Genomic DNA, 23,870 nt, shown 5'->3' on the forward strand with positions numbered 1-23,870 from the left:
TTACATTATTGAGTAAAATTGACTGATAAAATCTTTGAATTTCTCCGTCGAGCAAAGCTCCGAAACTAATTTTTTATTTTGAACCAGTTTCCATAAATGATTAAATAGGGAGCTAAATTCTTCCTTATCCTTTTCATTCAAAGCCAATAAAAGCACTAGTTGGACGGTATGTTCTCCCCATTTTACCGGTTTCTTTAATATTCCTATCGCGATACATGAACCAAGAGCATTCGGTTTTAACGGATGTGGGATCGCCACTAAGTTTCCGATCGATGTTGGAGAGATTTCTTCCCGCTCTAGCACCGAATTTTGAAAAGAATCATCCACATATCCCTTTATATTAAGGATCGTACTTAATGAACGAATAATTTCCTTTGGATTTTTTTTATTAATCTCCGTAAAAAATAACTCATCACTAAATAAGTTTTGAAGTTTCTTTAATGATTTATTTTTATCTTCATTTAAAAACTTACTAGAAATATGTTCACGTACCTTTTCAATATCCTTTTCCGTTAGGATTGCATTGATATGAAGGGCTGGAATTGGACTTTCTTTTCCTATTGGAATCGTACTTAAAATTAAATCTACCTCATCTTGTTTGATGTCTCCAAGTGAATAGGAGGGATACGTGCCAACAATATCGATACCCGGAAAAACACTTTCCACACTAGCTGCTAGAAGCTTGGACGTACCTAAACCGGAAGCACAAACAATGGCCACTCGCTTCGTCTGCCGTCGCTTTTTGTTTTTCATTCGCTCAACTGCTGCTTCTAAATGGATAGCTATATAACCAATTTCATCCTCATTTACAATCAGCTCACTGTTATTTTGTATGATTTCGGCCGCCACAATGCCAAGTTCAAAAGAGAAGGGATAATTCTTTTTAATTTCCGTTAACATCGGATTTCGTAAGTTCATTCGATATTTTAAACGGTTAATCGCCGAACGTAGATGCAGCCCTAATCCATAAATAAGCTCACGATCTTCTTGTAAATCAATTCGATATACCCGATTAATTTCTGAGAGGATTGTAACCACTAATTGATAGTGGCTTTCACCCAGCAACGGGGCAAAGTCTGATCCGTGAAAATTTTTATCTTCAAAATGCTTTGCACCGAGTAAATGAATTGTAATATATGCGACTTCTCCTAAAGGAATTTTAATCGCAAATTTTTCTTCTATTGATTTTACAATCTTAGTCGCTACCTCATATTCAACCAAATCTTCCATTTGGTCGAGTTCAATGGAACCAGCTTCAACATTTTTCCCTTTCTTAATTCTCTGAATGGCAATAGCAATATGCATCACTAAGTTATTTAGCGGCAGCTCAGCCATCGTGAAAGAAAGCTCTTTAATATAATACTTGGTAATGTCCTTTATTTCATGAATATCTATATCTGCAACAATCTCATTTTCTAGCTCGGCTTGTTCATTTTTAATATTTGCTAAACATTCGGATAAACAAAACCGAATATTCATTTCGTTCCCTACTAGCTTGATTCCATAGTTTTGCTTTTTAAAAAGTTTAAGGTCATACTTTTCCAAAAGCTTCTCAACTTGCTTCAAATCATTATCCACAGTAGATTTACTTACAAATAATTCAGTTGCCAGCTGTTCTGTCGCAATAAAGTCATCCGCAATAATAATACTTTTTAAAATATATAATACTCTTTCCTCTGGAAGGACAGGTGTAAGTGCCTGTTCCTCCTCCTGGAGCATAAACAGTTCTTCAATTAACTCTGTAACCTGCTGACCAAGAGCTGCGTCAATATAATAGCCTACACCTCGACTAGCCTCAATCTGTACACCTATTTTTTTTAATTCGAGATTTAACGTTTTCACATCATTTCTTATCGTCCGGGAAGTGACACCTAGTATTTTGGCCAAGTATTCACTTGTCACAGGTTCCTTATGTGATAATAATTCTATGATTAATGACTTGAGACGACTGCTTAAAACGAACATACTTTACACTCCCCTAAAACGAATAAGAAAATATTATGATAACACCAATGTATTTATAAGCGTACGAACTTCCTCTATTGCTTCAACTGCTTCACTTAAACATTTATTTGAAAAAGAAGTAACTAGACTGATTGCCTCTTTTCGTTTACCCATTTTATGCAGAAGGGCTGCTTCATCCTCAATGTCACGGATGAGCGTTAACCACTTTTGTTCTAAAGGATCAAATACTTTTCTAGCAATTTCCTTATTCTTACTATATAAAGTTCCATTTTCATTCCCTTTTAATTCATCAAGTAAATCACGGAATTTCCACCAATAAGAATCCTCTGCTGATTGATCATGGTTTGATTGTGTAGGATCGATACTCTTGACTCGTATGGTTCCAGCATTTGAGAGCATTTCTGGGAATTCCTGTTCACACATAAAGATTGGCAGATAGAGACCTGTACAAGGAGTAGCAGGGGACCACCAAATTACTGGAAATTGCCACTCATCCTTTGGAAGTTCAAAGATTGTAGAAGATGCGGTAATTCCCCATGTAAAATTAGCTGGTGATGAATGCATACAAATCGTTTGAAAATCTGGAAGCGCAGCATTGAAAAATGGACCTTCTAGGAAGGTATCTTCATAATGGTCACGTAAAATTCGCTTGATCCAGTTCACATCTACCTGTCCACTTTTTTCAGCAAGCAATTGCTTTGTACGCTGCACACGAATATGTGAAACCTGAAGTGCATTGGTGAAATCTGTGTATGCATAGGCCGCATCAAACTTTTCATCACCAGTCATCCAACCAGCTTCAACTGCCTTTTCAATAAAATGTTCACTCATTAAATCACACTGCTGTCGAATACTCATTTCATTTGAGATGGAATGGAATTTGTTTTGAATTTTCCTAGCAGCCCACTGGTGGTCAACTGTTTCTAAAACCCATGCTTCCTTAGAATCAGCGATAAGGAAAGAATTATTATAAGGCTTTTCTTCTCCCACAACAGCAGTTCCCCATTGGCCGTATTGCTCTATTAATTTTGTGATTACCTCTAAAGCACTCTTCGCCGCTTTTCCTCTTTCAAGGCCGAGGCGGACAAGCTCCATTCCGAGAATTCCTTTTTGTTTACCTGGGTCTGCAGCACTTTCTTTTAAATCTTTTGTAAAAATAGCTTCATTTCCAATACTAACACCGTATTCATTCATTCCTTGCTCATAGCCCCAACACCAAAAAGGGGAAGAACCAATGGTTAAAAAGGTTTCTTCGACTTGTGGAATTGTGACATATGCTAAAGGTAGCAGATCTTGATTCTTTTGTGATGAGCGTGGATTATAAACAAGCGGCTGACTTTCATATGCAGGCCGGTCACTATTCTTTGCAACCAGCATGTTAGCTGAACGTGTATAATCTGGGAGAACAACTAAGTTATCACACATTTTTTTCCCCTCCGTATTTAAAAAGAAAGAGTTTCCCTCAATAATTAGGGGGATTTCCTTACTTTCTTAATATAATTGGAAACTAAAGATTTCGTTCGCACGAATATCCTTCAAGTTGATTTCATTGTTCTCAATTTGAATTCGCTCATCACTGTCAGGAAGTAGAGTCTCATTCAAATTAACGAGTTTACTATTTTTGAAAAAGCTTTGATTGACTTCGATTTTTGCTGTTTCAATCAGTTGATTGGTTGTATTATAAATTCGAACTACTAAACAATCATGATTCTCCGACTTTTTCACAGCGCTTAGTGCCAACCCAGAATCATCAAGGCGAATGAACGTAGATTGATCCTCTAAGGAGGCAGACTCTGTTGACTTTTCATTTACTGGAACAGTCACAAACGGAGTAGTGAATTCACTAGCTTTACTTGCTATACTAGCCTCGATTTCATTACCAGTGTGAGCGACAATCGAATAGTTCATTTCATGCCTGCCAAGTAATAGACTATCCGGTGTTTCCACATGTAACCCTGAACGTCTTCCAGGACGATCGACCAAATCCTGCTTACCCATATAATCGGTTCCTGCAAGAAGGGTTACTGCAATCGTTGGCTTATCTGCATGTAAAATCTCATACTGCGGTAAACCTTTATTTAGAATCGCAATCCCTTTTTGATCATCCGAAACATCAACAAACTTTTGCTGCGGATAAATCGGGTAATATTTCTCTTCCCAATTTTCCTGTTTCCAATATTCCACTTGTTCTAAATAGTTATCGCGACGAATCGTCCCAAATTGCTGGTCCGCAATATGTGTCTTCGTTTGAAGACCTGTATCAAATAGAGCACGAATCCGGTGATTTTTCACGGTATTGTCAATCACCGTTTGAATATCAACACGATCGTCATAACGATTAACACTTACATAGGTCTCAATGGTAGAAGCATTCCTATTTTCAGAACGTCCATTGACATCTGTATCAACAGGGAATTCCATGTTATAAACAATCTTAACACTTGCATATAGAGGTCCATTATGAACCACGCTGATTTCAGGTGCTGCGTCTTTCGTTGTGATTAAGATATCTTCATGTGGTGGTGAGAAATCATATTCATCTCCCGCATTTCCACCTTCTTCAAAAACATTTAACCCTTTAAAAATGGCGCCTGATTTCTTTTCTTTAATGGTGAGTGATCCATTGTTTTCAATACTTACTTCCATAAACTCATTGGAAAACGTGCCATTCTGGTAAACATCACTATACGTATTGGCAATTGGTGCTTTTTCTTTCACGTAGTAAGTACTAAACCCAAAGCCGTCTACTTCTGCAGCAAATTTAATTCTTGTTGTAAAAACAAATTGATCCTCATTTTTCACACCAATTTCAATTTGCTTATCGTTTAAATTCTCTTCTTTCATATCTAAAATCTGATAAGGAACCTGGTTGCCCTTAGTGTCCACAATAGTAAATTCCTTTGATGTTACATACAGGGTTGCTTCCGCGAGATTTTTTCTTTTTTGCCCGAGGGTATTAAAGACGACGAGTGGAACACCCTCATCTTGGAAATTGATTTTTCGCAGCAGTTCTTTGGTTGCTGTTTTCTGGACAGACTCACCAATCTGCTTCGCAAATTCATACCTCATATCCATTTCTTGATGGGTAGCATCGGTACAGACATTACAAATGGAATCATGGGCATGATTTTGCATCATGTATTTCCAGCCTTTATTGATAATGTCATTATCATAATGGTCACCAAGTAAATAGGATACAGAGTTTAATGGTTCTGTATATTTCTCATATAAATTTTGTACTTCAAAATTCTTCTTTTTCAAATCTAAACGCGTTGAAGCGATGCTGACGTGGACACGCATATTTTTACCTTTTCTAAATTCTCCAGAAAGGTTATCGAGACTTTCTGCTGAACGTTCAACTTCTTCTAGATAATCCTGCAATTTGCTTAGTCGTACCTTGAAATCACTGCCATTCTCAGCATAATGAGTATTTAGTTCAGCGATAATCTCAGGAAGATATTTGTTTGCACTTCTTTGGTCGAATCCACACATCAATAACATATTTTTAGAAGTAGTCATTTCTTGTAACTTTTCATTATTCTCATTGATGATTTCTAAATTTTGTTTTAAATCAGTTGAAAGCATGCGACCATTTCCATAGCCTAACGGCAGATGCGTTGCAAGTACCTTGGAACCATCTGGACCAACCCACCAGAAGTCGGTCTTTTCCGTTTCTTCATTGGTAATTCCACGCCAGAATAAAGCATAGTTCATACCAAAACCGCTTAACACCTGTGGAATTTGTGCTGCTTGCCCAAAAGAGTCAGGCAAATAGCCGATTTGCATGGAAGGACCAAACTCATCACCAATACTTTGACCAATTAACAAATTCCGTACAAGTGATTCACCACTTGGTGTAAATTCATCAGGCTGGATGTACCAAGGTCCAATGACTAGACGTCCTTCTTGAACAAGCTTGCTGATTCGATCGCGATTTTTCGGCTTAATTTCTAAATAATCTTCTAAGACAATGGTTTGTCCATCTAATAAAAAGGAAGTATAAGCTGGGGTCGTTTCTAAGAGTTCAAGTAATTCATCCATGAAGCGGATTAATTTTACACGGTATTGCTGATAGGTTTGGTGCCACTCTCGATCCCAATGTGTATGAGAGATAACATGAAATTTCATTATAGGAGCCTCCAGGACAATTTTTATAAAGATAATGAGGGTCCTGTAACAGTACCCTCATGGAAATTTGATTTATAAGTTTAAACAGCTTCTTGAGTTTAAGCTACTTCTTCTTTTTCTTCGATATTCTTTTTTAAGAGTACTGTCATTAATGCCGTTACAACAATCCCGACTGCAAAGGCAATTAAGAACATTACTGGCTTAATGAAGAATGGAATAATAAATACGCCGCCACTTGGTACCGGAGCTTCCGCACCAAGTACTAGTGCTAATGCGCCACCTACAGCTGAACCAACCACAATCGATGGAATAACTTGCAAGGGAGCACCTACCGCAAATGGAATTGCACCTTCGGTAATTCCTGTCGCACCCATAATCGTTGTAGGAAGTGCACTCATTCTTTCTCCAACTGTGAATTTCTTAGGAGCAAGTCTTGTTGCAAGAGCTAGTCCAATTGGTGGTGTCATAATACCAATCCAACATGCAGCCATTGGAGCGTAAATTCCTTCGTTTAGCATCCCAACACAGAATGCGAACGCCACTTTGTTAATAGGACCACCCATATCAACCGCCATCATAGCACCAATAATCAAGCCAAGAATTAATAAATTTCCACCACTTAGTGATGTTAACCAGCCTTCTAAACCTTTAGAAGCAAGGGCAATTGGCTGACCAATGATATACATTAATAAAGATACGGCACCCACACCTAATAAAGGAATCATGATAATTGGTTTTAATGCCGCTAAATAAGTGTGCACTGGAATTTTCTTAATTAAATTAACAATATAACCAGCAAGGAAACCAGCAACAATACCGCCTAAGAATCCAGCGCCGATTTCATTCGCAATTAATCCACCCACCATACCTGGTGCAATACCAGGTCGGTCTGCAATCGAATAAGCCATATAACCAGCCATCGCAGGAACCATTAATTTGAAAACTAGGACTCCAGTTTCAACTGCTTTTTTAGCAAAACCAGTTTCTTGTTCGCCGCCACCTAGTAATAAACCAAGCGTTAAGAGCAAGCCTCCGGCAACAACAAACGGTAACATATAGGAAACACCAGTCATTAAATGTGTTTTAGCTTCTTCAAGGAATTTTTTCATCGTTGAGATCTCCTCTTATTTTATTTTACAAGCTCAAGAGCTTTATTGATTAGACCTTGCGGATTTTTCACTGCTTCCGCAACTGGTACTTTAACTGTAGGAATCGAACTAAAACGATCCGATTTTGCAATCGCTGTATCTACGGCTAAAATAAGAACTTCTGCGTTTGCAACATCTTTCGCTGAAATAGAATTTTCAATTCCCATCGCGCCTTGTTTTTCTACCTTAATTTTGTGACCCATTTTTTTAGCTGTCATTTCTAAAGCCGCTGCGGCCATATTTGTATGTGCTACTCCTGCTGGGCAAGCTGTGATCGCAAGAATATTCATGATAAAGTCCACCTTTTCTTAGTTAGTTTTTTGTGTAATAAAGTCATCTAATAAGTTCAAAATTTGTTCTGCTTGAGTCGCGTTCATAAGCTGCTCGCGGAACTCGTCGTCCATTAATTTTCCTGATAGAGCAGATAGGATTTGCAAATGCGTGGTTCCACCTTCTGCCGCTGGAATGGCCAGCATGATGATAAAGTTCACGGGTTTTTCATCCAATGAATTCCATTCAATTCCGTTTGCTGTTTTCCCAATGATGATACTCGCTGTTTCTACAGTGTCACTTTTGCAGTGAGGAATCGCAAAGCCATTTCCAAACCCAGTTGAAAATTCTCCCTCTCGTTCCAGTACGCCTTCAATGAACGCAGTCTCAGATTTAATTCTTCCTTGTTGACTGAGTAATGAAGTTAATTGAGAAATCACTTCTATCTGGGTAGCAGCTACCAAGTTTAACTCAATCAAGTCTTCATTAATCAATGATTTGATTTCCAACACTTCACCTTCCATCTTTTTTTATCTTTCTTAATCGGGTTCTTTATTTGAAAACCCTTACAGTAGATAACGTTATCCTTTACACTTAGAATTCTATATTCATTTGTCGCCAAATAAAAATTAATTCTTTTCCTTTTCCTTTAGGAAACGGTTCTAATCTCTTTAGTAACTAGTCTTTACATTCATTCATGTAATCATGGGGACGGTTCTCGTTAATCATGGGGACGGTTCTCGTTGTTATTTTTTTAAAAAAATTGGGGATGGAGACAATAAAAAGGAGGAGGAAATAGGTTGCAAACAAATTTAAAAAGACACAACTACTTTACATAATGGTGTGAAAATGCCATGTATAGGGTTAAGCGTTTTTTAAGTTTCCGAGGGGGAAGAGGTTATCCAGTCGGTAGAGGCTGCATAAGGAATGGAGACATAAGTATTGACACCGCCTCAATTTATAAGAATAACCTTGGTTTTTAATGATAAGAAGCACGGGGACGTTTCGACGGTTCTCGTGCTTCATTTTTTAACTAAACGTTTAATTAGAATAGCTTTAAATGCTGTCAAAACGGAATTTATGCTTCCTTAGCGGGTAGGATATTGTCGAAAGGAATAACCATGAGAACCGTCCCTACTGTATTCCTACTGTATTCTTACCGGTATCGGTTTTCTTTTTTCAAATGTATAAATATAGTTGAATCCACAATCTTTAGCTAATGAAAGGGCATCGTTGAAGTTAGCTCCAACATCCTCTACTGTATGAGAGTCTGATCCAATGGTTAAAATTTCTCCGCCTAATTCTTTATACAGCTGGATGATTTCGATCGATGGTAATGTTTGTTTTAAACCCGTTCGGAGTCCAGAGGTATTGATCTCCATTCCTATATTTCTATCAATCGCCTTTTTCAATACTTGCTCAATCATTTCTTGATGCTCTTGAAATACATATAGACCGTGTTCTTTATAAGCATATCTTTTCATTAAATCGAAATGTGCGATGATATCTATATCAGAGTCAGATACCATGTGATATAGTTCATTAAAATACCGTTCATAGGCAGTTGGTTGATCTTCGTTGAGGGCTAGGCGAAGCTTCTGGTTGTTGAGATTATGGACGGAACCTAAAATGAAATCTAAGTTAAGTGGCTGCAGAATTTCATCATATTGATCTTTTAAAAGATGGGGCTCGCAAAGTTCAATTCCAGCCTTTACGATTAACTGGCCTTGGAATTGTTCCTGACAATCATGAATCTCACGTAAATAGTTATCAAAAACCATGTGGCCGTAGGTTGGCGCAAGTGGATTAACGGAGAAATGCTCGGTAAAGCAAATTTCTTGAATCCCGTTTTCTATTGCTTTTTTACAGACTTCCACCATACTAGCGGTGGAATCAAAGGAATGATTGGTGTGATGATGATAATCCATTAGATACATAGCTTTTCACCTGCTTTTTTTAAGACTACTATAGTGAAATCTTTCACAATTGTCTATAATGGAACAAAAATTTGTCTGATGGCGAGATGAGCGCAATTTTGTCAGATTGTTCAAACATCAATTGTTCCCAATGACTAAACATTATGAAAGCGTTTTATAATATGATTATTTCAGGAGGTAGAGACACGATGATGATTGATAAACGTCCTGCACTTTTATTGAAACATCTATTAAAAGTGAAGAATACTACCATGAATCAAGTCATGGATCAAACTCAATTAACCAAGCGGCAGATATCCTATGATTTGGAGAAAGTCAATCATTGGTTGAAGGATAAAGCTCTTCCTGCCATTCCATACAGGGGCCATCAATATATCGTCATGCCGGAAGAGGTAGTTGACTATTTTCGAACACAACAACTAGAAGAGAAGGAACGCGATTTTATTTTAACTGAAGAGGAACGTTTGATTTTCATCTACCTTTACCTTTTTATCCGGCAAGAGCCGATTTCATCGGTCCATTTAACACAGCTTCTGCAGGTAAGTAAAAACACGGTTATATCGGATGTGAAAAAGGCAAATGAAAGGAACCAGTCCTTTCTGGTTGAGATACGCTACTCTAGGCAAAAAGGTTACCATCTTTCAGGTTCAGAGTCGGATAAGCGGGTACTCGTTCAGCATCATTTAGCTGAGTTGATACGCATTCCGTATTATAAAGAACTGATCGACCATCTCGTAAGTGATCGAACGGAGCGGATTCCATTAACTGCCATTCACGATTCGCTTACTGAAATGGAAAAGCTGTTCGATCTTCATTTTGTCGAGGAACGACTGCATCAATTTACGTATTTTCTCCTTTTCTATTATTACCGTCAACGAGAAAGAAAGTTTGTGAGGTTTCATAGCGATGAAATTGAATTACTAAAAAAGGAACACATGTGGCAGGTTGCAAAAACGTTATTTCATTCGCTGCAGTTTGAGGAAGATGAAAATGAACTCTACTATTTCACCACCCAATTGCTTGGCCTGTCCTTAGGAAACTACTCGTTTCAAGACGGAGACTGGGACCTACTGTTTAAATTATGTGAACAGCTTGTATTTGATTTTGAAAATAAAGCGGCGATTGCTTTTGAGAAAAAGAACGAAGTCATCAACACCTTGTATCAGCATTTTAAGCCAGCTTATTTTCGAATGAAATATCGGATTCCGATTACGAATCCGCTGCTTGACCAAATCAAACGGGAACACCAAGAGCTTTATACGATTGTAAAAGAATTGCTTCAGCCAATTGGATCACTGCTAAGTATCAGAATTCCAGAAGAAGAAATTGGGTTTATTACGATTCATTTTGGTGCCTTGCTAGAAAAGCCGAAGCAAGTTGTACCAAAAAAGAAACGAGCAATTGTCGTTTGTCCAAGTGGGATCAGCTCATCGTTAATGGTGAAACACCTGCTGGAATCACTTTTCTCCGAGATCATCGTCGAAAAAACACTGTCGTTACAAGGCTATCAAAAGGAGAATGTCGATCACTATGATCTTCTCTTTTCGACGGTAGAGCTGGAGTCAAAGCTGCCATGCTTTTATGTAAAGCCGATTATGACTCCAACGGAAAAGAATAACTTGGTCAATGAAGTGTATCATCATCTGTTCGGGATCGAGTACCATGATATCTCGACAAAAGAGCTGATACAGACGATTGGACGCTATGCGAATGTCTATGACGAAAAAGGATTAATCACAGCTTTAAATCAACTAACCTTTCACAAAAAGGTAGATATTCAGAGGGGGAACCAACCAGTGTTAAGCGATTTACTGAAAGAGGATACGATTCAAATTGTGGGGCAGCTGCCGAATTGGGAGCAGGCTGTAAAAGTAGCAGCCCATCCGTTACTCGAGTCAGGTGCGATTGAGTCCACTTATATTGACGCAATGATTTCTAATATTAAAACATTAGGTCCATATGTAGTCATTGGGCCAGAAGTAGCCATACCACATGCTAGACCAGAACTGGGAGTAAATGAAGTAGGCATGAGCTTTTTAAAGCTTGATGAGCCGGTTTATTTTTTAAATGATGAAAGGTATCCTGTCCGCTTGATATTTTGTATTGCGGCCATCGATAATACGACACATCTTAAGGCGTTATCTCAATTAACGAAGCTTCTTAGTGAGAGCAACAATGTTGGGCTTTTAAAAGAGCTTGAGACGACAGAAGCTATCCTTGAATTATTTGAGCGTTACTCGGCATTGGTTTAATTTTTAAAAATTCATTATAAATTATAGGGGGAAATTCAAATGAAAATTTTAGCCGTTTGTGGATCAGGTTTAGGAAGCAGCTTTATGTTAGAGATGAATGTACAACAAATTCTTGGTGAGTTAGGTGTTAGCGGTATTGAAGTCGAACATTCTGACCTTAGTTCTGCCACTCCGGATGCAGCCGATCTATTTATCGCAGCAAAGGATATTGCAGAAGGAATGGGGCATTTAGGAGAAGTTATCGTGATTGATAGCATTATTGATATGGAGGGTCTTCGCAACAAATTGAAGGAAGTGCTTCAAGAAAAAGGTTTGCTTTAATCATAAAGTAGAAGGGGGCCTCTACCATGGGCGAAAGAATTCTTAAATTATTGATGGATATTTTGAGTACGCCAGCTGTTCTAGTTGCATTAATATCGCTAGTTGGTCTGATTATATTGAAAAAACCGGCGAGTGATATTGTAAAAGGAACAACTAAGACGTTCTTAGGCTTTCTCGTAATTTCTGCAGGTGCTGGAATAATCGTTGGATCCCTTGAACCATTTGGAAAAATGTTTGAGGAGGCATTCAATGTAAACGGGGTTGTGCCAAATAACGAGGCGATTGTTGCGATGGCATTAACCAAGTATGGCAGTGCTACAGCGTTTATTATGTTCTTTGGAATGTTAGCGAATATCTTAATTGCTCGTTTTACTAGATTAAAATATATCTTCTTAACTGGTCATCATACTTTATATATGGCATGTATGCTTGCTGTTATCTTAGTCGTTTCAGGTTTAAAAGGAGTTCCATTAATTATTGTTGGTTCCCTTGCGTTAGGTTTAATCATGGCTGTATTCCCAGCGATTTGTCAGCCTTTTATGCGAAAAATTACTGGTAACGACAATGTTGGTTTTGGGCATTTTTCAAGCTTAGGTTATGTGTTAGCTGGTCTTGTCGGGAAAGTGGTTGGTAAGGGATCTCGTTCAACTGAAGAGATTAAGTTCCCTAAAGGTCTAGGATTTTTGCGTGATAGTTCTGTAACGATTTCGTTAACGATGGTTATTCTTTATGTGATTATTGCTCTCTTTGCGGGTCCTTCTTATGTGGAGGCAGAGCTTAGCGGCGGCACTCATTATATTGTTTTCTCGATTATTCAAGGTGTTACATTTGCAGCTGGGGTTTTCGTTATCCTTTCAGGCGTTCGACTTGTGCTGGCTGAAATTGTTCCAGCATTCAAAGGGATTTCTACTAAACTAGTTCCAAACTCTAAGCCAGCTCTTGACTGTCCGATTGTATTCCCATATGCACCAAATGCGGTGTTAATTGGATTCTTCTGTAGTTTCCTTGGTGGTATCGTTGGTATGGCGATCCTTGGTTTTGCAGGCGCCGTAATTATCTTACCTGGTGTTGTACCACATTTCTTCACAGGTGCAACGGCTGGCGTTTTCGGTAATGCAACCGGCGGTGTACGCGGTGCAACGATTGGATCGTTTGCCAATGGTTTGTTGATTACCTTCTTACCTGTATTCTTAATGCCAGTTCTTGGAGATTTAGGTTTTGCTAGTACAACATTCTCTGATGCCGACTTTGCAGCTTCCGGAATTCTACTTGGCAATATTGCCAATTCTCTTGGCGCGACAGGTGTTAGTGTTACCGTTATTGGTCTTGTCGTACTTGCTGTGCTATTTGGTTTTTTCAAAAAAGATAAAGCTGCATCTGATTCAAAACAAGTTGGAGCTTAGAGCATTGGGGGTGTTTTCGCACCCCTTACTTTTTGATTGAAAGAGGAGGAAAGAAAATGGATTTGCAAAAGATAGAAGCGTTTCGTGATGAAATTCGCCTAAAGACATTAAAAGAATTGTATCATCTCGGTTTCGGGCATTATGGTGGCAGTTTATCCATTGTTGAAGCCTTGGCGGTTTTATATGGTGAAGTAATGAAGGTTAATCCGGAGGACCCGAAATGGGAAGATCGGGATTACTTCATTCTATCAAAAGGCCATGGCGGGCCAGCTCTTTATGCGACACTGGCGGCTAAAGGCTACTTTCCTGAAGAAGTTCTCTATACGTTAAATCAAAATGGCACCGCACTTCCTTCTCATCCTGATAAGAACTTAACACCTGGTGTGGACATGACAACAGGCTCCCTTGGACAGGGAATTTCAGCGGCGGTTGGTGTCGCATTGTCTCATAAACTATCAAATATGGATAATTATACGTATTGTATCGTCGGTGATGGTGAATTGAACGAAGGGCAGTGCTGGGAAGCAGCTCAATTCGCAGCACATCACAAGCTGAACCAACTCTTTGTTTTGGTTGATGACAATAAAAAACAGCTAGACGGCTTAACGAAGGATATTATTGATCCACTTGATTTTGTGGAGAAGTTTAAGGCATTTGGTTTTTATACAGTGCGAGTCGATGGTCGTACCTTGGAACAAATTTATGAAGCAATTGAAGAAGGAAAACGTCAGTCAGAGCAGCCGATAGCGATTATATTGGATACCATTAAAGGCCAGGGAGTTCCTTATTTGGAAGAAAAGGCTGATAACCATCATATTCGTCCTAGTAAGGAAGATGAAGAAGCCATTTTGGCCGCGATAGCGGAATTGGAAAATAAACTTGGAAAGGTTGTGTCATGATGATTGAAACACCATCCAAACGTTACGAATTAGAACAGGTGGAAATGCGGCAAATGTATGCGAAGACGTTAGTGGAACTGGCAAAGGGGAATCCGAATGTCATCGCCTTAGAAGCAGATTTAATGAGTGCGATTTCGACGAATAAGATTGTGAAGGAGATTCCGGCGCAAATTATTAACGGCGGGATTATGGAAGCCAATATGATGGGTGTCGCTGCAGGATTATCTCTGACAGGGAGGATTCCTTATGTCCATACCTTTGGTCAGTTTGCGACTCGCAGGACGTTTGATCAGCTGTTCGTTTCAGGTTCTTATGCGAAAACCAATATTAAGATATTGGGATCAGATGCTGGGGTAACAGCCGAGCATAACGGCGGCACTCACATGGCGTTTGAAGATCTTGGTCTTGTTCGTCTTCTTCCCCAAGCTACCGTATATGAAGTTAGTGATTCGACCATGCTCCGGTACTTATTGCGGAAGATTGAAAAAGAATACGGGATCCATTACATCCGGACCATCCGCAAGAATGCGGTTAAGCTTTATGATGAGAATGAAGTGTTTGAAGAGGGTAAAGGAAAAGTTCTCCGTGAAGGCGGCGACGTTACCATTATCGCAAGCGGCATTATGGTAGCAGAATCCTTAAAAGCAGCAGACCTTATGTATGAAGAGGGAATTGAAGCTACGGTGATAGATATGTTCTCCATTAAACCAATCGATAAGGATCTAATCGTGAAGTACGCTGGGAAGACGGGAGCTGTTGTTACTGCCGAAAACCACAACGTCATCGGCGGACTAGGCAGTGCAGTAGCAGAAGTCCTAAGCGAACAATGCCCTACTAAGATGAGACGGATTGGAGTTAAGGAACAATTTGGGCAAGTAGGAAAACTTGAATACCTAAAAGAATTCTACAAACTAACACCAAAATACATCGTAGCAGCTGCAAAAGAATTACTATAATAAGTGAAAGGGTACCGTTTTTAAACGGTGCCTTTATTCATTTTCGGTGTCCTCATTTTTGGTGTTTTTTTGGTGCCTGTCACCGCTCGTGGACAGATTCCACTGGAGGTGGACAGTTCATAATATAGAATTAGTAAGTACTACATATTGCTAATTAGTTCATCCCCAAGGTCCGGAGAAAGTATCCTATAGGATATCATACTGATGTACTGTAGCAGAAAACATCTGGGGAGCTGCACAAGGTTTGGATAGCTGTCTGTACATGACCGTTGGAACGGGGAATGGGATACAGCGGTTATCGGCGGAAAGCTTTTACGGGGTTTCAATCATCCGGAAATGGGTCATATCCTTTTAAGGTGTCATCCTGATGATCATTTTAAGGGTGCATGCCCGTACCATGGAGATTGTCTAGAGGGTATGGCAGCTGGACCAGCAATTAAAAAAAGATAGAATCAAAAGGGCCAGCTGCTACATCTTTGGTAAATGCTTTATGGGAGGAAAATTCCATTATACTAAATACGGGGCTTTTCTATTTTTTACGTAAAAATACTAATTCCCATTTATAGAAATGTTTTTCAGCTGTTTTGAACCCTCCCTGAGGTATTCTAGAAATCTCTTTCTCCAACGGCGTGGAAGAGTACATCATCCAAACAGAACGGGGTATACCATTCAGAAAATTGCAAGAAACCCTATAATTTCCTGCATTCCATAAGAGAACCCTTGGTTTAGAATATTGTCAAAATCGCAATTATTACCTTGGAACTAGAAAAATACTGCCAATCTTTATGAACCTAAGTAATGATATATCTTAACTAGAAATGAAAATTCATGCTGCTACTGGATTCATCACAGACCTAATCAAAAGCATATTTTATGCTTTATAATTAGTCACCACTTTTAAGCAATTCTTTTGCTGTTTTTACTTCATCAATTGATAAAGATAAAGAACCAGTTACGACTGGAATAATAGTCAGTTGTTCCCCATCTTTTTTATCCAGAGTTTTAAAATCTGTTTTTGTCTCGATTAAGGTGTAAGTTGGTGTGAAAGTGCGGGTTTTTAAATTAACAGGAGCAATCAACATTTTATCTTTCACAATATTTAACACGATATAGTTTTTCTCTTTTCCTTCAATGATATAATAAGATGTTTTAGAGGCTGATTCTGAGTATCCTAGTACCCCTGGTAATATTAAAATTGCAATTAAAAGTATAAAGATACTCCTTAATATATAAGCTTTCTTTTTAGAAGTTCGGTATATCGTATACACAATGGTAATTAATATTGCAATAGGAATACCGAATATTATTAGATCTCTAGCATTAGGAATACGTCCCAAAAATAAGCATGCAATAATCAGACTGTTAAACATTGTGATTATACCCAGAAAAGAATTTCTATATTTTGTGTTTCTTACTATTATTTCTTCTTCTCCAATAACCGTATGAAATATCCCAGTAATTAAGACTGACACAATTGAAATTATAAGCACATATAAACTATTTTTTGCTATGAGTGTAGGTTCCAGACTGATAAACGAAATTGGATATTTAAAAAATATGGAAACACCGTACTCATACGAAAATGAAATAGCATAACCAATAATCGGAAATGGCGCAATCCAAACTGCTAAGTCCCAACTTTTTAAAAAGTTGTCCTTTTTTCTATCTACCTCTTCCTCAACAGATTCGTTAGCCTCATCAGTTTCATGAATGATTAATTGTTCTTCTGCCATTATTATCCCCCATAAATATTATCGTAGATCAATTTGAATAGATATATACCAATTCTTATAAGAACTGAGAACCCGCCAATAAATTCAACCAGTTTCCACTATGCTGCATCTTAACGATTATTTCAAATATTGGAAATTTAATCAATACACTTTTTCTTTATAGATAGGTAAGGGTTTGAAGTTAGAAACAACAGCCGGATGCCAGTGCCATCATATACAGTATTGTGGAGACACCGATCGCAAATGGATTAAATCTATACTACTATCTTCGCTATCTATTCAAGCAGCTTCCCAATATGGATTTGACAGATATGAATGCCTTAGGCTCTTAGAACTTACCGGAGAAAAAGGTGTAGTACTAGATAGTGCATTGGTATAATTTGGAGTGTGTTATAAAACGAAGATAGACGGTGAAAAAATTGACTGTACAATTAATAATCATTATTTTCTTAACAATCATTATCCATGCAATCGAAACGTTGACATATAGTATTCGTTTAGGGGGAATACGACTAAAAAAGATTGCTGTTGCTTTGTCTCTGACTGGTATTGTTTTACTTATTGCGCGTACCTCGAATATGTTTCAAGCTCCCATCATTGGTGTAATCGTAGATAGGGCGAAAGCTGATTCAGCGATTGATGTACTAGGGATATTCCATATCATATTATTTTCAGCTTCTATCGGTACTTTGCTCGCACTATTCTTATATCCCACGGGTACTCGTCTAGCGATGTTAATGATTGAACGCTTAGAAATAGAAGGCTCAGCCATAGCTTTAATGAAAACATCGAATATACATAAATTAAAAAGAACAAGTTCTTATATAAGACGTCCAAGGTTTCAAATGATACATAGACTTCGTGTTGGCGGAATTCCTAAACGCATTATGCTCATTAATATGGTGGTTACGGCTATTTATACTTCTGGTGTATTGGCAGCTTTATATGCGTCGATATTGACTCCAGAACACGGTACAACTGCCAATATGGCAACAGGCGTAGTAAATGGGATCGCAACGATTCTTTTAACTCTTTTACTAGACCCTCAAATCGCTTTAATGACGGAACGCGCCTTAATTAATGAAAATGGAGCAGATGAAATAGCCAAGACGTATGCTTGGCTAATGATTGCGAGATTTTTCGGTACATTACTAGCTCACCTTTTGTTACTTCCTTCTGCTTGGTTGATCTCGTGGGTAAGTAGAATCATTGGATAAGAACGATAAAATGTAAAAAACGGGAATAGGTTTCTAAAAATCGTTGTCATATGATTGAAATCACTCCAAAGGCTGCCATACCAAGGTTATTTCACCTTTGTAAGGAGAATATTGTCGAGAACGAGATTTTGTAAAAAGTGCTTCCCAAGAATGGATGAACGCTAAAACAAAAAGGGTTATACAAGAAAAATTGAAAAAAGGCAGGAGGGAGCAAAAATATAACTTATTGCTCGTTCCTTTCTTATCTGTTTCTTATTTTCATTATGATGAGTTTTCAAGTTATATGAAGCTTAGCAGCGACGGTTCATCAAGTAGTACCAGCTGCGGGTCGGGGAGCTCTTGTAGTTCTAGTTCTTCTTGTAGCTCCAGTTCTTCTTGTAGTTCCTGCTTAAGCTGCGGTGGGGGTGGAGATTAAGCACACATGAAGTTGTCAAATGAGCATAAATGATCCCATTATCGTGATGATAAGGGGATTTTGCGATTAATAAAGGTATTCTAATTTCCTTCTTTTTTAAGATTTTCCATGACACGTAAAGATACTGCGCAGCCAATTCGATTGTATCAGGCTTTATTGACAAGATATTTATGATCCTTACCGATGGTTTTGAAATTACCTTCAGGAACAATATAATCACCAACTTGAATTTGATGGCTTTAATAGGCAGATGTGGTAGGGAATGAACATTGAACGATTTAAAGATTTGAGATTTGTAAAACCTGCATGCGGGTAAAATTCTTTCTAAAACTACAAAAGTTTTCTATACTAATAATGAGAATACAATCGTACGAAAGGGCAGCACCATCGAAAGTTGGTTACGCAAAACTATAGGGGCTAAGGTCTGTGGACTATGCCTGCCAGTTGCCGAATACTTAAAAACCTCCGTACGATTACATTGGAGGAGAAGAATGAATCGAAAAAACATGAGGAAAAATGCACCTAGAAGCAAAGAGGGATACTTAACTGCAAAAGAGCGTAAGATCGTTGAATGGTACGAAACCAAAAGAGTAGAGGCTAAGTTAAGGGAACTGGGACTAAATGCAGTTAAATGAAAATGATGAATCCTTCGCAAAAGGATGTTTATGGGGAATACTCTTATCCTTAATAACTTGGGGATTTATCATTTTTATCGTATTTATATATTTTTAAAAAAGTTTTAAGACTAGAACTCCCTTGATGTCCAAGGGGGTTTTTTCGACTTTCACGCACAATCGAGGTGAAGGAACTCCTTGTGTGTTGAGGGTTTCTGTCCAAATTAATCAATCATTTAATTAGTTTTATTTTTGTCAAAAGATGTCTACTAGTGAATAAATGTAGTATATGGTGAAAGAGTTTGTAAACATAGCTGCGGGTAAGTGTGAAGCTCTTCGACAATAAATTTCCCGGAAAAGAATTAAAAGTTCGTTATCTAACAGGGTTTAGGACAGTTTTATTTAAACGATTAGTTAAGGTGGTTTTTGTCGATTATTATGATGGAGAATCCCAATTAGTATTTGAAAATTTATTGAAAGATAGTAAACCAAAATGGTAAGAGATTGTAAGGAGCCAATTTTACTTTTTACTAATTAATAATAATTAATGAGCAAAAAGGGAAAAGTATTAGTTGGTGTATAAACACCACTAACTTCGATGTGGAGGGATATTCATGAATATTCGCGAGGGCTTGATTCCAACGGTATTAGGTACGGCGGTAACAGCAACTGGATATGCCTTAAAACAAAAAAGAGGCTCTAACAAAATGATAGCCAATACGATTTTCGGATTCGGTCTTGCACACATTGTGTTAGGGGCCATCGATCTTGTGGAACATCGACGTTAGATAAAAGACGAGCACCATTGAGTGCTCGTCTATTCTTATTTACTTATATCCTTACTCTAGTTATGTAACGAAAGCTATAAACGGGTTTTCATTCAGGAGACATAGAAAAACCCGATTAAGGGGCACTTTTTATTAGGTGTCCATTAATCGGGTTTGAGTTCTCTTTAAAAGATGAATTGCATTTTCATGATGGTTGTTTTCCATATGAACGTTTCTAAATGTCTATTTCGTACATGAAAATACTCTGTAGTCCAAAGTTCCCTGATATTTTACCATTAAATTCAAATGTTGAAGCATGATCTCATATAATTCGGGTTCAATATATTCTGAGTATTGAAATTCAGGCGTTGACTGGTTGTGGAGGATAGAAGGTTTTTTTGAAAACGTTTTTATATTTTTAAAACCGGTCTGTTCAAATAAGGTTATCCAATCCATTTCCATGAGGATTGAATCCAACCCATAAAATCGTTTAATTTCCTCCTCGTAATTGGCACCGATCCTCCTATTAACGGTAAGCTCATTTGCAATAAACCGACCGTTTTGCTTTAATAATCGAAATATTTCCTTAAGTGCACTAGGCTTGTTGACAAAAGAAAGAACAGATTCGGAAATAATGAAGTCATATCGACCGTCTGGTAACGGACATTCCTATCGAGCCCTGAATAATTTCCACTGGTAATTGGTAGTTTATCATTCTGTTTTTTGCTTTTCCTACCATTATGGGGTTAATATCCATCCCTGTTACTTTTGCACCATAACGTGCCGCTAAATAGGCAGCTGTTTGGCCGGTACCACAACCTACATCTAAGATGTGAGAAAACTTGTTAATCTTTTCGTTCTCAAATATTTCCTCTGTTAGTTTAATACCACCAGGATGTGCTCCACTAACGCCAAATTTGGATAGAAAATCTAAATACATTGAAGCCCTAATGAGAACCACCTTCTCCATTTATCTTAGTTGCATAATATGATTTGATAAATTGGATGGTTCCTTTTAAGCCCAGATCTTAACCAAAGAAAAACTTGCTTTTTTGGTCCGAGTTGAATAAAAAGAGCTGTCTAATATGGACAGCCCTAGTGAAATATTACTAGCAACTTGCTTAGGAGTAACAAGCTGCATTAATATTATCGACAAATAATCTAGAATTGACTAGCTCTTTTTGAAAAAAACTTATAGATTTATATAAACTATCACCCAATACTTATCGTTGATAACAAGTACAATGATTTTTAAATTTATTATGTAGTACTTTCTGCACAGTAATATATTCGTAGTATAATAAGTCTGGCTAGATGGTATTTTCAAGTAATCATTGAAAATTTGGGGAGTAAAGCTGAATTCACATCAAAAATGGGAGGAGTTTTAAGTGATAGTGGAAAAGGGGATCGTTTTTTTAGCATTATGTATGGTGATAGGAATCATCAATCTTTGTCTTGTATTTATGGGGACAAGTAAGAAATGGTTATTAAATTCTGTTATAACAGTTTTAATCATCGGAATGGGTGTAGTGGAAGGTAAGGCGGATGCTGCCACGAAGGGAACCTACCACTATAATGATTCTTTTTCTAGTGTATATGAAGGAGAGTTAAATGAAAAAGGATTGCCAGATGGGAGAACCAAGGGGACAGGAACCTTGGTCCTCCAATCTAAACCATATAAAAACAGAGCTAATGCACCAATCAGCTCTGTTTTATTTTATATAGATTCCTGTGAATGTACTTTAGTCTAGAGTAATTACGTCATAGATTTCTTGATAATCCATAAGCAGCATTTTCTTTAAGCGTATCTCTATATCCTTACTATTCCTATTATTGATGTACTCATTGGGAAGTAATGTTTCTTTCATACACCCTAGATCGATATTTGTTTTAAGCTTAGTAAAGAACTTGGATTCAAATAAGTCATTTTGTAATTGAATAATGGCTTGATTGTCGATTAATATCTTCGGAGCCACTCTATTTATTTCGTCTTCAACTTTTTTATACGCCGAAATAAATGCTTCTTTTGTTTTTTGTGTTGCTTCAATTTTGAGGCTTTCAATTGAAAGTGCAGAATGATTCAAATCTACAGCAAAATATTTAGGGTGAACGTCGAGATGTTTATCCTGTAAGTCTTTTAATACCTTTGAATCTGCCCAAGATTGATAGCCGCTATATAAGGCTGTATCGTATTCAATTGCGAGAAAGATCGCGATGCATAGTAAGTCTTCTTCGAGCAGTTTATTACGTAAGTGATCTAAATATAGTTGATATTTAGAAATGAAATCAGCACGGTTTGGGTTATAGTGCTTTAGATTCGTTGTTAAATACCGAATAATCCACTTGAATTCATCATAAAACTGAAGGAATGCTGTGCTTTGTGGAATGGTCATGTACGCTTGTAAAGTACTTGGTAAATCTTTAAAGAATGATTGTTTATTCTTTACTGCAAAAACTGGGATTTCATAATGTATTGCCTTTACCATTCGTAAAGCATCTTCTTCTGAATCAGTCTTTTTTATGACATGCATGGATAAATTAAAGCACTTAAACACGATGTCCACTGAATGATCGTCAAAGTGGTCGGTGAAATAAGAAAACATTTGAGAAGGTACTGTCTCCTGATTTTCGGAAAGAATAGCTTCAGCACTTTCGTAATAAGGAATCCCTGAATTATCGATAAAGTCCTTAATTTCATCATAGATTTCTTCGATCCCTGTTTCTATTTTAGATTTAAAATGAATAAGCAACAGAATATCAAACCAGGAAGTGAACCCATAAAACCGAATGTACTTCGTTGGTTTATTTATAACAGATTGTAAGAATAATATCTGATATAGTCTCGAGTTATTATATTGTAGCACTGTTAATTGATTGAGTTCCTGCGGTAGAATCTCAGAATAATTTTTACTATATGCAATTGGGTGCTGCAGAGATGAATCTAGCCAAGGTGCACATAATAAATTACTTTTTAACTTAGATGGGATTGGCTTGTTTTCATCCATTAAAGGCATGGTAATTAATCGGTTTCGCGGTTCCATAAAGGATGATATTGCTGAAAAATAGGTTTGTTCTACTTGTTGAATATGTATCATATCATTGGTTGTTTGCATTTCAGATCTTTGTGTCCGAACTGTTCCGACAAGAAGCATAAGTGAAGCCAAAGTGAAAAATGCTACTGTCGTTCCTCCAATTAAATCTCCAAGCGGTCCAATATCTCCCCAACTTTCTCCCATTGTAAATGTATAAGCTTTTGAAATACAAAATATCGTACTCAATATATACAAACCAAGTGCTGAAAAAAGTGCAGCCAGTTTTTCGAATTTTTCTAGTTTATATTTTTTACTTTGAATAACGAAAGCAACTATCATCCAATAAACGATTGAAATCCAGAAATACGGACTAGTGGGTGAGTAAGCCACAAGTATCGCATCCAAAAAGCTAGGGTCTGGTTTGGGTACAGTAGAATCTATTGAAATATTCATATTCATTCTTTTTTATTCATTCCTTATATTCAAAATGATATATACATATTTTACTATAAAGTGACTTCCTTGGTGTAGTGGACCAAGGTTCCTGTCCCCTTGGCCCTTTTGGCCCTTTTTACCAATAGCCCCAAATAGTAGGTGGTTTATTTTATTATCAATAATTGTATAATAGATAATAGTCTCAGAAAATACTGAAATAAACAAAAAAATACGATAAAGGCAAACTTACTGAAAGGTGAGGACGCAAAGCTACGGGTCTATGGTTATAAACCATAACTATGATCGCCGGGTTACCGAATAATGATATGACCTGATCGGCTAGTTCTAAATGGAATAGTCTTCTTTTTTTATTACATA

General features: G+C 37.5%; 20 protein-coding genes, 1 pseudogene and 2 riboswitches. Of the genes and pseudogenes, 10 read left to right on the forward strand and 11 right to left on the reverse strand.

All coding sequences use genetic code 11. The annotated features are described in order from the left end of the window. From ABC255_RS02420 to ABC255_RS02450, 7 genes are all read right to left on the reverse strand, one after another. A complete protein-coding gene (locus ABC255_RS02420; RefSeq protein WP_412991180.1) occupies window positions 1-1,965 on the reverse strand; it encodes a BglG family transcription antiterminator in 1,965 nt (654 codons plus the stop codon). Window positions 1,966-1,998: 33 nt separating this feature from the next. Beyond that, complete coding sequence (locus tag ABC255_RS02425; protein WP_412991181.1) at window positions 1,999-3,390, reverse strand: C69 family dipeptidase; 1,392 nt, start codon at window positions 3,388-3,390, stop codon at window positions 1,999-2,001. 66 nt (window positions 3,391-3,456) lie between these two features. Further along, a complete protein-coding gene (locus tag ABC255_RS02430; RefSeq protein WP_412991182.1) occupies window positions 3,457-6,093 on the reverse strand; it encodes a glycoside hydrolase family 38 N-terminal domain-containing protein in 2,637 nt (878 codons plus the stop codon). Between the two features lie 98 nt (window positions 6,094-6,191). Further along, on the reverse strand, window positions 6,192-7,202 hold the full coding sequence (locus ABC255_RS02435; RefSeq protein ID WP_412991183.1) for a PTS fructose transporter subunit IIC: 1,011 nt from the start codon (window positions 7,200-7,202) through the stop codon (window positions 6,192-6,194). 20 nt (window positions 7,203-7,222) lie between these two features. Beyond that, window positions 7,223-7,531 (reverse strand): PTS fructose transporter subunit IIB, encoded by a 309-nt coding sequence (locus ABC255_RS02440; RefSeq protein ID WP_412991184.1) that lies wholly within the window; start codon window positions 7,529-7,531, stop codon window positions 7,223-7,225. A gap of 18 nt (window positions 7,532-7,549) precedes the next feature. Then, entirely contained in the window at window positions 7,550-8,020 is a 471-nt protein-coding gene (locus ABC255_RS02445) for a PTS sugar transporter subunit IIA (RefSeq protein WP_412991185.1), read from the reverse strand. Window positions 8,021-8,656: 636 nt separating this feature from the next. Then, window positions 8,657-9,448 carry a histidinol-phosphatase HisJ family protein gene (locus ABC255_RS02450; protein WP_412991186.1) on the reverse strand — a complete coding sequence of 264 codons (792 nt, stop codon included), beginning with the start codon at window positions 9,446-9,448 and terminating at the stop codon, window positions 8,657-8,659. 188 nt (window positions 9,449-9,636) lie between these two features. Here ABC255_RS02450 and ABC255_RS02455 point away from each other — a divergent pair, with 188 nt between their 5' ends. From ABC255_RS02455 to ABC255_RS02480, 6 genes and pseudogenes are all read left to right on the forward strand, one after another. Beyond that, window positions 9,637-11,700 carry a BglG family transcription antiterminator gene (locus ABC255_RS02455; RefSeq protein WP_412991187.1) on the forward strand — a complete coding sequence of 688 codons (2,064 nt, stop codon included), beginning with the start codon at window positions 9,637-9,639 and terminating at the stop codon, window positions 11,698-11,700. 39 nt (window positions 11,701-11,739) lie between these two features. Further along, the gene (locus ABC255_RS02460; RefSeq protein WP_412991188.1) at window positions 11,740-12,021 is read left to right on the forward strand and encodes a PTS sugar transporter subunit IIB; all 282 of its coding nucleotides are present in this window, start codon (window positions 11,740-11,742) and stop codon (window positions 12,019-12,021) included. 26 nt (window positions 12,022-12,047) lie between these two features. Next, complete coding sequence (ulaA, locus tag ABC255_RS02465; protein ID WP_412991189.1) at window positions 12,048-13,424, forward strand: PTS ascorbate transporter subunit IIC; 1,377 nt, start codon at window positions 12,048-12,050, stop codon at window positions 13,422-13,424. Window positions 13,425-13,480: 56 nt separating this feature from the next. Next, window positions 13,481-14,323 carry a transketolase gene (locus ABC255_RS02470; RefSeq protein WP_412991190.1) on the forward strand — a complete coding sequence of 281 codons (843 nt, stop codon included), beginning with the start codon at window positions 13,481-13,483 and terminating at the stop codon, window positions 14,321-14,323. Next, window positions 14,323-15,279 (forward strand): transketolase family protein, encoded by a 957-nt coding sequence (locus tag ABC255_RS02475; protein ID WP_412991191.1) that lies wholly within the window; start codon window positions 14,323-14,325, stop codon window positions 15,277-15,279. The genes ABC255_RS02470 and ABC255_RS02475 overlap by 1 nt, the downstream gene beginning before the upstream one ends. 211 nt (window positions 15,280-15,490) lie before the next feature. Continuing rightward, window positions 15,491-15,726: pseudogene (locus ABC255_RS02480) on the forward strand (ROK family protein); the annotation flags it as partial. Window positions 15,727-16,163: 437 nt separating this feature from the next. Here the strand turns inward: ABC255_RS02480 and ABC255_RS02485 are convergent. After that, on the reverse strand, window positions 16,164-17,012 hold the full coding sequence (locus ABC255_RS02485) for a hypothetical protein (RefSeq protein WP_412991192.1): 849 nt from the start codon (window positions 17,010-17,012) through the stop codon (window positions 16,164-16,166). Between the two features lie 419 nt (window positions 17,013-17,431). Between ABC255_RS02485 and ABC255_RS02490 the strand changes: the two genes are divergently transcribed. The 3 genes from ABC255_RS02490 to ABC255_RS02500 all read left to right on the forward strand — a co-directional run bounded on the left by ABC255_RS02490 (window position 17,432) and on the right by ABC255_RS02500 (window position 20,046). Continuing rightward, window positions 17,432-18,229 (forward strand): lipid II flippase family protein, encoded by a 798-nt coding sequence (locus tag ABC255_RS02490; RefSeq protein ID WP_412998459.1) that lies wholly within the window; start codon window positions 17,432-17,434, stop codon window positions 18,227-18,229. A 782-nt stretch (window positions 18,230-19,011) separates the two neighbouring features. Beyond that, a riboswitch (cyclic di-GMP riboswitch) is annotated at window positions 19,012-19,096 on the forward strand. A 39-nt stretch (window positions 19,097-19,135) separates the two neighbouring features. Continuing rightward, complete coding sequence (locus ABC255_RS02495) at window positions 19,136-19,279, forward strand: hypothetical protein (RefSeq protein WP_412991193.1); 144 nt, start codon at window positions 19,136-19,138, stop codon at window positions 19,277-19,279. 593 nt (window positions 19,280-19,872) lie between these two features. Continuing rightward, entirely contained in the window at window positions 19,873-20,046 is a 174-nt protein-coding gene (locus ABC255_RS02500; protein WP_412991194.1) for an asparagine synthase, read from the forward strand. A 222-nt stretch (window positions 20,047-20,268) separates the two neighbouring features. On the opposite strand, the gene ABC255_RS02505 is transcribed toward ABC255_RS02500, so the two are convergent. Next, the gene (locus tag ABC255_RS02505; protein WP_412998460.1) at window positions 20,269-20,661 is read right to left on the reverse strand and encodes a class I SAM-dependent methyltransferase; all 393 of its coding nucleotides are present in this window, start codon (window positions 20,659-20,661) and stop codon (window positions 20,269-20,271) included. A gap of 4 nt (window positions 20,662-20,665) precedes the next feature. Continuing rightward, window positions 20,666-20,965: a class I SAM-dependent methyltransferase gene (locus ABC255_RS02510; protein ID WP_412991195.1), complete on the reverse strand. Its 300-nt coding sequence runs from the start codon at window positions 20,963-20,965 to the stop codon at window positions 20,666-20,668. Between the two features lie 448 nt (window positions 20,966-21,413). Here ABC255_RS02510 and ABC255_RS02515 point away from each other — a divergent pair, with 448 nt between their 5' ends. Continuing rightward, window positions 21,414-21,776, forward strand: coding sequence for a hypothetical protein (locus ABC255_RS02515; protein ID WP_412991196.1), 363 nt, complete (start codon window positions 21,414-21,416; stop codon window positions 21,774-21,776). On the opposite strand, the gene ABC255_RS02520 is transcribed toward ABC255_RS02515, so the two are convergent. Continuing rightward, on the reverse strand, window positions 21,768-23,516 hold the full coding sequence (locus ABC255_RS02520; protein WP_412991197.1) for a hypothetical protein: 1,749 nt from the start codon (window positions 23,514-23,516) through the stop codon (window positions 21,768-21,770). The two genes, ABC255_RS02515 and ABC255_RS02520, sit on opposite strands and share 9 nt — an antisense overlap. A gap of 205 nt (window positions 23,517-23,721) precedes the next feature. Beyond that, a riboswitch (cyclic di-GMP riboswitch) is annotated at window positions 23,722-23,811 on the forward strand. Window positions 23,812-23,870: the final 59 nt, after the last annotated feature.

Source organism: Neobacillus canaveralius (assembly GCF_047237705.1).
Classification (GTDB): Bacteria; Bacillota; Bacilli; order Bacillales; family Cytobacillaceae; genus Neobacillus; species Neobacillus niacini_K.

What these genes read in the sequence shown, in the direction of transcription:
- ABC255_RS02520 (WP_412991197.1), bottom strand. Translation starts at nt 23,516, where the DNA reads ATGAATATGAATATTTCAATAGATTCTACTGTACCCAAACCAGACCCT.
- ABC255_RS02435 (WP_412991183.1), bottom strand. Translation starts at nt 7,202, where the DNA reads ATGAAAAAATTCCTTGAAGAAGCTAAAACACATTTAATGACTGGTGTT.
- ABC255_RS02430 (WP_412991182.1), bottom strand. Translation starts at nt 6,093, where the DNA reads ATGAAATTTCATGTTATCTCTCATACACATTGGGATCGAGAGTGGCAC.
- ABC255_RS02510 (WP_412991195.1), bottom strand. Translation starts at nt 20,965, where the DNA reads ATGTATTTAGATTTTCTATCCAAATTTGGCGTTAGTGGAGCACATCCT.
- ABC255_RS02470 (WP_412991190.1), top strand. Translation starts at nt 13,481, where the DNA reads ATGGATTTGCAAAAGATAGAAGCGTTTCGTGATGAAATTCGCCTAAAG.
- ABC255_RS02450 (WP_412991186.1), bottom strand. Translation starts at nt 9,448, where the DNA reads ATGTATCTAATGGATTATCATCATCACACCAATCATTCCTTTGATTCC.
- ABC255_RS02420 (WP_412991180.1), bottom strand. Translation starts at nt 1,965, where the DNA reads ATGTTCGTTTTAAGCAGTCGTCTCAAGTCATTAATCATAGAATTATTA.
- ulaA (WP_412991189.1), top strand. Translation starts at nt 12,048, where the DNA reads ATGGGCGAAAGAATTCTTAAATTATTGATGGATATTTTGAGTACGCCA.
- ABC255_RS02475 (WP_412991191.1), top strand. Translation starts at nt 14,323, where the DNA reads ATGATTGAAACACCATCCAAACGTTACGAATTAGAACAGGTGGAAATG.
- ABC255_RS02495 (WP_412991193.1), top strand. Translation starts at nt 19,136, where the DNA reads ATGAATCGAAAAAACATGAGGAAAAATGCACCTAGAAGCAAAGAGGGA.
- ABC255_RS02440 (WP_412991184.1), bottom strand. Translation starts at nt 7,531, where the DNA reads ATGAATATTCTTGCGATCACAGCTTGCCCAGCAGGAGTAGCACATACA.
- ABC255_RS02425 (WP_412991181.1), bottom strand. Translation starts at nt 3,390, where the DNA reads ATGTGTGATAACTTAGTTGTTCTCCCAGATTATACACGTTCAGCTAAC.
- ABC255_RS02485 (WP_412991192.1), bottom strand. Translation starts at nt 17,012, where the DNA reads ATGGCAGAAGAACAATTAATCATTCATGAAACTGATGAGGCTAACGAA.
- ABC255_RS02455 (WP_412991187.1), top strand. Translation starts at nt 9,637, where the DNA reads ATGATGATTGATAAACGTCCTGCACTTTTATTGAAACATCTATTAAAA.
- ABC255_RS02500 (WP_412991194.1), top strand. Translation starts at nt 19,873, where the DNA reads ATGAATATTCGCGAGGGCTTGATTCCAACGGTATTAGGTACGGCGGTA.
- ABC255_RS02460 (WP_412991188.1), top strand. Translation starts at nt 11,740, where the DNA reads ATGAAAATTTTAGCCGTTTGTGGATCAGGTTTAGGAAGCAGCTTTATG.